The organism is Oceanisphaera arctica (genome assembly GCF_002936955.1).
Lineage (GTDB): Bacteria > Pseudomonadota > Gammaproteobacteria > Enterobacterales > Aeromonadaceae > Oceanimonas > Oceanimonas arctica.
The window spans coordinates 1-5,846 of record NZ_MPZM01000082.1; the positions used below are offsets into that span (position 1 = coordinate 1).

At 59.2% G+C, this 5,846-nt stretch carries 5 protein-coding genes; 1 reads left to right on the forward strand and 4 read right to left on the reverse strand.

Annotated features, from left to right (window positions below):
- Positions 1–149 precede the first annotated feature (149 nt).
- Positions 150–491 (forward strand): thioredoxin family protein, encoded by a 342-nt coding sequence (locus tag UN63_RS16515; RefSeq protein ID WP_219821203.1) that lies wholly within the window; start codon positions 150–152, stop codon positions 489–491.
- Between the two features lie 264 nt (positions 492–755).
- On the opposite strand, the gene UN63_RS16520 is transcribed toward UN63_RS16515, so the two are convergent.
- The 4 genes from UN63_RS16520 to UN63_RS16535 form a co-directional block, all read right to left on the reverse strand.
- A complete protein-coding gene (locus UN63_RS16520; protein ID WP_104488587.1) occupies positions 756–1,532 on the reverse strand; it encodes a glucose 1-dehydrogenase in 777 nt (258 codons plus the stop codon).
- Entirely contained in the window at positions 1,501–2,859 is a 1,359-nt protein-coding gene (locus UN63_RS16525; RefSeq protein WP_104488588.1) for a serine hydrolase domain-containing protein, read from the reverse strand. Before UN63_RS16525 ends, UN63_RS16520 begins: the two co-directional genes overlap by 32 nt.
- Before the next feature lie 147 nt (positions 2,860–3,006).
- Positions 3,007–3,984 carry a calcium/sodium antiporter gene (locus UN63_RS16530; protein WP_104488589.1) on the reverse strand — a complete coding sequence of 326 codons (978 nt, stop codon included), beginning with the start codon at positions 3,982–3,984 and terminating at the stop codon, positions 3,007–3,009.
- Positions 3,985–4,474: 490 nt separating this feature from the next.
- A complete protein-coding gene (locus UN63_RS16535) occupies positions 4,475–5,845 on the reverse strand; it encodes a CoA-acylating methylmalonate-semialdehyde dehydrogenase (RefSeq protein WP_219821204.1) in 1,371 nt (456 codons plus the stop codon).
- Position 5,846: the final 1 nt, after the last annotated feature.

Below are 5,846 nucleotides of genomic sequence, written 5' to 3' on the forward strand. Positions count from 1 at the left end.
GGGACACGCCCGGTTAGCCTGTGAAGTGAGCGATGCATTAATGTCGCCAGCAGCAGGAACCCACCGAAGTGAGTTAAGCGCAAGCGCTTAACCGCAGTAGGAATCCTCGGCCTTTAGGCCGAGGAGGATGTCAACGAGATGTTGGATTCATGATGTTGTGTGTTACCAGTCAACCCCAACTCGATGCTCTGCTGGCCAGTCACCCGGCGGTGCTGGTGCTCTATGGCGGCCAGACCTGCGGCGTTTGTCAGGTGCTCAAGCCCCGGCTGCAGCAACTGCTGGCCGAGCATTTTCCGCGCGTGCAGGCCTGCTATGTAGACTGTCAGGCAGATGGCTCAGGCCTCTGCGCCCAGCAGCAAATCATGGCATTGCCGGTGGTGCAGATCTGGTTTGAGGGCAGCCGCTTTACCGAGTTCTTCAAGGTGTTTTCACTGGCAGACATCAAGGCCGCGCTGGCAAGGCCCTATGGGCTCTTGTTTGGTGACACATAAACTACAAGTCTGCCCGCCTCGTAGGGTCGAATTTATTCGACCAACATGATGGCAGGATCTAAACGCGGTCGAATGAATTCGACCCTACGAATACCAGCCGCGCTATCTGCCGTAGGGCCGATTTCAATCGACCATTCCGGAGCCTGTTGCGTACTGCGGTCGAATGAATTCGACCCTACCGTCGCTGGCCCCCATTTAAATAAAAACGGCGTGCTCTCTGGCACGCCGTTTCTGGTTGTTCAGTATTGATTAGCGAGAGGTTACTTAGTCGAGGGTCTGTACGCCGCCGCCGTTCACGAACAGGATCTGGCCGCTTACCCACTTCGAGATGGGAGCGGCAAAATAGAGCACGGCACCAGCGATGTCGTCCGGCTCGCCCAGGCGCTTGATCGGAGTGTGCGACAGCATGGTTGCTTCAATTTCCGGGGTCAGCACCGAGGCCAGGGCGTCTGTTCTTACGGCGCCGGGGCCGACTGCGTTCACCCGAATGCCGGCTGGGCCGTAGTCGAAGGCCAGGTTGGCGGTCATGTGGTTGATGGCCGCCTTGGACGAGGCATAGGCGCTGATGGCCGGGCTCTTGTTGATGGAGCTCATGGACGACATATTGATGATGGAGCCGTAGCCAGCGTTTTCCATGTGCGGGGCACACAGCTGAGCCAGCCGCCAGTTGCTGAACACGTTCAGCTCGAAGGTGCGGGCAAACTGCTCCACGCTGAGGGTGGCCGGGCTTTCACGACCGGCACCACCGCCACCGACGTTGTTGACCAGAATATTGATTTGGCCAAACTCGGCCAGGGTAGCATCGACCAGAGCGGTAAGATCTTCGTCTTTGGTCACGTCGCACGCTACCGCCAACGACTGGCTGCCGTCTTTGCAAATGTCCTCGGCTACCGTCTGGGCCGCCTTCAGGTTCAGGTCGGCCACCACCACTCGGGCGCCGTGGGCGGCCAGCATTACGCTACAGGCCTTGCCAATACCATTGGCGCCGCCGGTGATAATGGCGACTTTGTTATTCAGGTCGAACAGCTCTGCTGGCTTCATGGTTTTTCCTCTTTGATTCAAGGGAGATAAGATGATCCGCCACCGCCTGATAAGCCGGCAGTGAGGTGGGATCGTTGGCACCGTTGGCAGCCACCGGGTGCGAGGCAAAGCGTACCAACACCATCTCGGCGGCGGGATCGATATAAATGGTCTGGCCATGTACGCCCCGGGCGGCAAAGGCGCCGTTCCTGTTATGAGTTACCCACCACATGTTGCGATAAGACCAGCCTGGCAGCTTGTCGAACCCGGCCTTGGCAAAGGCCTCCTTGCTGCCGCCCTGGCGAATGTCTTCAACGGCGGCGGCCGGTACTATCTGCTCACCCTGCCATTTTCCCCGGTTGCGGATAAGCTCGCCAAAGCGGGCCATGTCACGCAGGCCGGCGCTAAGGCCACCGCCGGCAAAGGGAATACCCAGTTCATCTACCTGGTAATAGGCGTCCTGCTCCATACCGATGCGCCGCCAGATTTTTTGCGACAACAGCTCGGCCACCGATTGGCCGGTAACGCGAGAGATCACCCAACCCAGCGCATCGCTGTTCACGGTTTTATAGCCAAAGGCCTGGCCGTGCTCGCCCTGCTTTTTCACCTGCTGCAGATAGGCAAAATAGCCCACGGGGCCTGTGTAGTCCGCCGGTTTGGGCAGCGGGTTGCCGGCAGCAGAGTACTGCCACACCTCCGCATTGGGGTCGGCATAGTCTTCGCTGTATTGCAGGCCCGTAGTCATGTCCATCAGCTGGCGTACCGTGGCGTCACCAAAGGCCGAGTCTTTCAGCTCCGGTATGTACTCCGCCACCATTTTGCTTTCATCAAGCGTGCCTTCTGCCACCAGAATGGCCGCCAGGGTACCGGTAAAGGATTTGGTCACCGACATGGCCGCGTGTTTCTTGCTCTCACTCAGGGCGCCCAGGTAACGTTCGTACACTACCTCACCCCGGTGCAGAATAATCAGGCCATCGGTGTAGTTGAGCCACAACGCGTCTTCAAAGCTCACCGGCTGGGTTGAGCCCCAGGGCATAAACTGCAGATAGTCGATTAACGGATCCAGCCGGTACTTCAGCCGTACCGGCGCTCCCAGCCCGCGCGAGACTTCAACCGTGGGCATGAACTGCCGCATGTTGGTTACGCTGTAACGCAGCGCCGGAAACTGAAAAAAAGAGCCATCCGCCGCCCGAATCACCTTGTCCGGCGCCGGCGGAAAGCCCTGCATCCAACCCAGTTTGGCGGGGTCACTGTCTTTGGCAGAAAGCGGCTCGGACACCACCGGCAATGCCAACAGGGTACAGAACAGACCAGCGCCGGCCCGTTGAAGAATTCTGGACGAATGCATGCTTATTTCCCACTTCGAGGTGATGACTCATGCGAGGGAGTATAGCCTCAAATATTTTGAAGCTTATTGAGCAGGCAGGGAAACATGGGCCCCTGCCTTCGCAGGGGTGACCAAAAAACACAGAGGTGACGGGGCGCAGGGGCAATCTTAAGCGGCGGTGAGCACACTCTGGGCCAGCCAGCCGGTGTAACAGACGTATACCGTCAATAGCAGGGCGCCGGCATAACGATTGATGCGTCCCTGCCGGCCCTTGAAGCCGTACCCCAGCACAAACAGCGACAGGGTCAGGCCACCCATTACCATAAAGTCGCGGCTGATCACCTCGGACGCCACTTCCATTGGATGGATAATGCCCGCCAGGCCCACCACGGCCAGGGTATTGAACAGGTTGGAGCCGATAACGTTGCCGATGGCCAGATCGTGTTCGTTCTTGCGAATGGCGGCAATGGACGACGCCAGCTCCGGCAGCGAGGTGCCGATGGCCACTATGGTCAGGCCGATGATCAGGTCACTCACGCCGAAGGCCTGGGCGATATTCACCGCGCCCCACACCAGGATGCGGGAGCTGACAATCAGCAGCAGCAAGCCGGCTACCAGCCAGAAGATGGCCTGCTTCAGGCTCATCAGGTTCTCGTCCAGCTCCTTGACCTCTTCACCTGTCATGCTGTCTTTGCCGTTACTCATGCCCTGCTTGATGCTCCAGCCCATCAGCAGCACAAACACGCCGAGCAGTATGGCGGCATCCAGCCGGGTGATCATGCCATTCCATACCAGCGCCAAAGACAGCAGGGTGATCAGCAGCAGAATGGGCAGCTCTTTACGCAGCACCTGAGAATTCACCGAAATCGGGCTGATCAGGGCGGTAATACCCAGAATAAGGCCGATATTGGCGATGTTGGAACCGTAACCGTTACCCAGCGCCAGGCCCGGATTACCTTCCAGCGCCGAGATAATGGACACCACGATTTCCGGCGCCGAGGTACCGAAACCGACAATCACCATACCAATCAGCAAGGGGGGCATGCCCGCATAACGGGCGGTGGCCGAGGCACCATCCACGAAGCGGTCGGCACTCCACACCAGCACGGCAAGGCCAACTACAATGGCAGCAACAGACATCAGCATGAGGCGCCTCCCGCCGGAGCAAGGCAGGTTGTGACCAGGGTTTTAACAGCAGTGGGTAGCATAAAGACTCTTCAGGGCGGGATCTTGAATACCAGAGAAAGACCCACGTCCCGCCCGGAAATAGGTCTGACTCAGGTCTCATCAATCCAACAGGACACCATCACCATAAGCCTTCGGCTTAGAGATTGTTGACGATGGTTTCGGCGGGCGCCGAACGATTACTCCCCCAAGAGGCGCATATTGTGACAGCTTGCGGCCGCCAAGAAAAGGCCCGACATGGCGGGATATAGATGATGGTGGACTGGGTTGGTCCAATAAATTGGACCCTACGTTCAAGGCCTGTGATAGCTGGCAGATCGTAGGGTCGAATTCATTCGACCAGAGAGGCTACAGGCATAACGGCGGATGTTCGCCAGGGAGAGGTTCTGAGGGGGGTGTCATGCAGAGATTCTGCAGTAACCCCTCCCCAACACTCCCCTTGGCAGTGGAGTTACATACTCGGAAAGGCAAAATCCGAGGCCTGGTGGCTGGCGCGCTCGGGCCAACGCTGGGTAATGGTTTTGCGGCGGGTGTAGAAGCGCACCGAGTCTGGGCCGTAGGCGCACAGGTCGCCGAACAGGGAGCGCTTCCAGCCGCCGAAGCTGTGATAGGAAACCGGCACCGGCAGCGGTACGTTGATGCCAACCATGCCCACCTCTATCTCGTCACCGAACAACCGGGCGGCCTCGCCGTCGCGAGTAAAGATGCAGGTGCCGTTGCCGTATTCGTGGGCATTGATAAGCTCGATAGCGGCTTCCAGGCTGTTAACCCGTACCACGCACAGCACGGGGCCGAAGATTTCTTCCTGGTAGATGCTCATCTCGGGCGTTACCCGGTCGAACAGGCAACCACCGAGGAAGTAACCCTGCTCATGGCCGGCCACCGTCAGACCGCGGCCATCGATGGTCAGCTCGGCGCCCTGCTCTACACCGGCCTTGATGTAGCCTTCAATTTTGGCCAGGTGCTCTTTGCTGATAACGGGCCCCATGTCCAGACCGCACTGGGTGCCGGGGCCGATTTTCAGGGCGCGGATCTGTGGCTCCAATTTGGCAATAAAGGCATCTGCTACCTCGTCGCCCACGCACACCGCCACCGAAATGGCCATGCAGCGTTCGCCGCAAGAGCCATATGCTGCCCCCATCAGGGCGCTCACGGCGTTATCAAGATCCGCATCGGGCATCAACACGGCGTGGTTTTTGGCACCGCCCAGTGCCTGCACCCGCTTGCCGTTGGCGGTACCCTGGGCGTAGATGTATTCCGCCACCGGGGTAGAGCCAACAAAGCTGATGGCCTTGACGTCCTTGTGGGTCAGCAATGCATCCACCACCGTTTTATTGCCGTGCACCACGCCAATCACCCCCTTGGGCAGACCGGCCTCTTCCAGCAGCTGGGCGATCAGCAGCGAAGAGCCGGGATCTTTTTCCGACGGCTTGAGAATAAAACAGTTACCGCAGGCAATGGCCATGGGCAGCATCCACAGCGGCACCATGGCCGGAAAGTTGAATGGGGTAATGCCGGCCACTACGCCCAGCGGCTGAAAATCGGACCAGGCATCGATATTGGGGCCCACGTTACGGGTGTAGTCGCCTTTCAGCAGCTCGGGCACACCACAGGCGTATTCCACGTTTTCGATGCCCCGCTGCAGCTCGCCCCGGGCATCTTCCAGGGTCTTGCCGTGCTCTTCGCTGATCAGGGCGCAGATATCATCGGCCCGCTCTTCCAGCAGCTGCTTGAAGCGAAACATCACCCGCGCACGCTTGGCCGGCGGCGTGTCGCGCCAGGCCGGAAACGCCGCCTTGGCAACGGCCACCGCCTCGGCCACC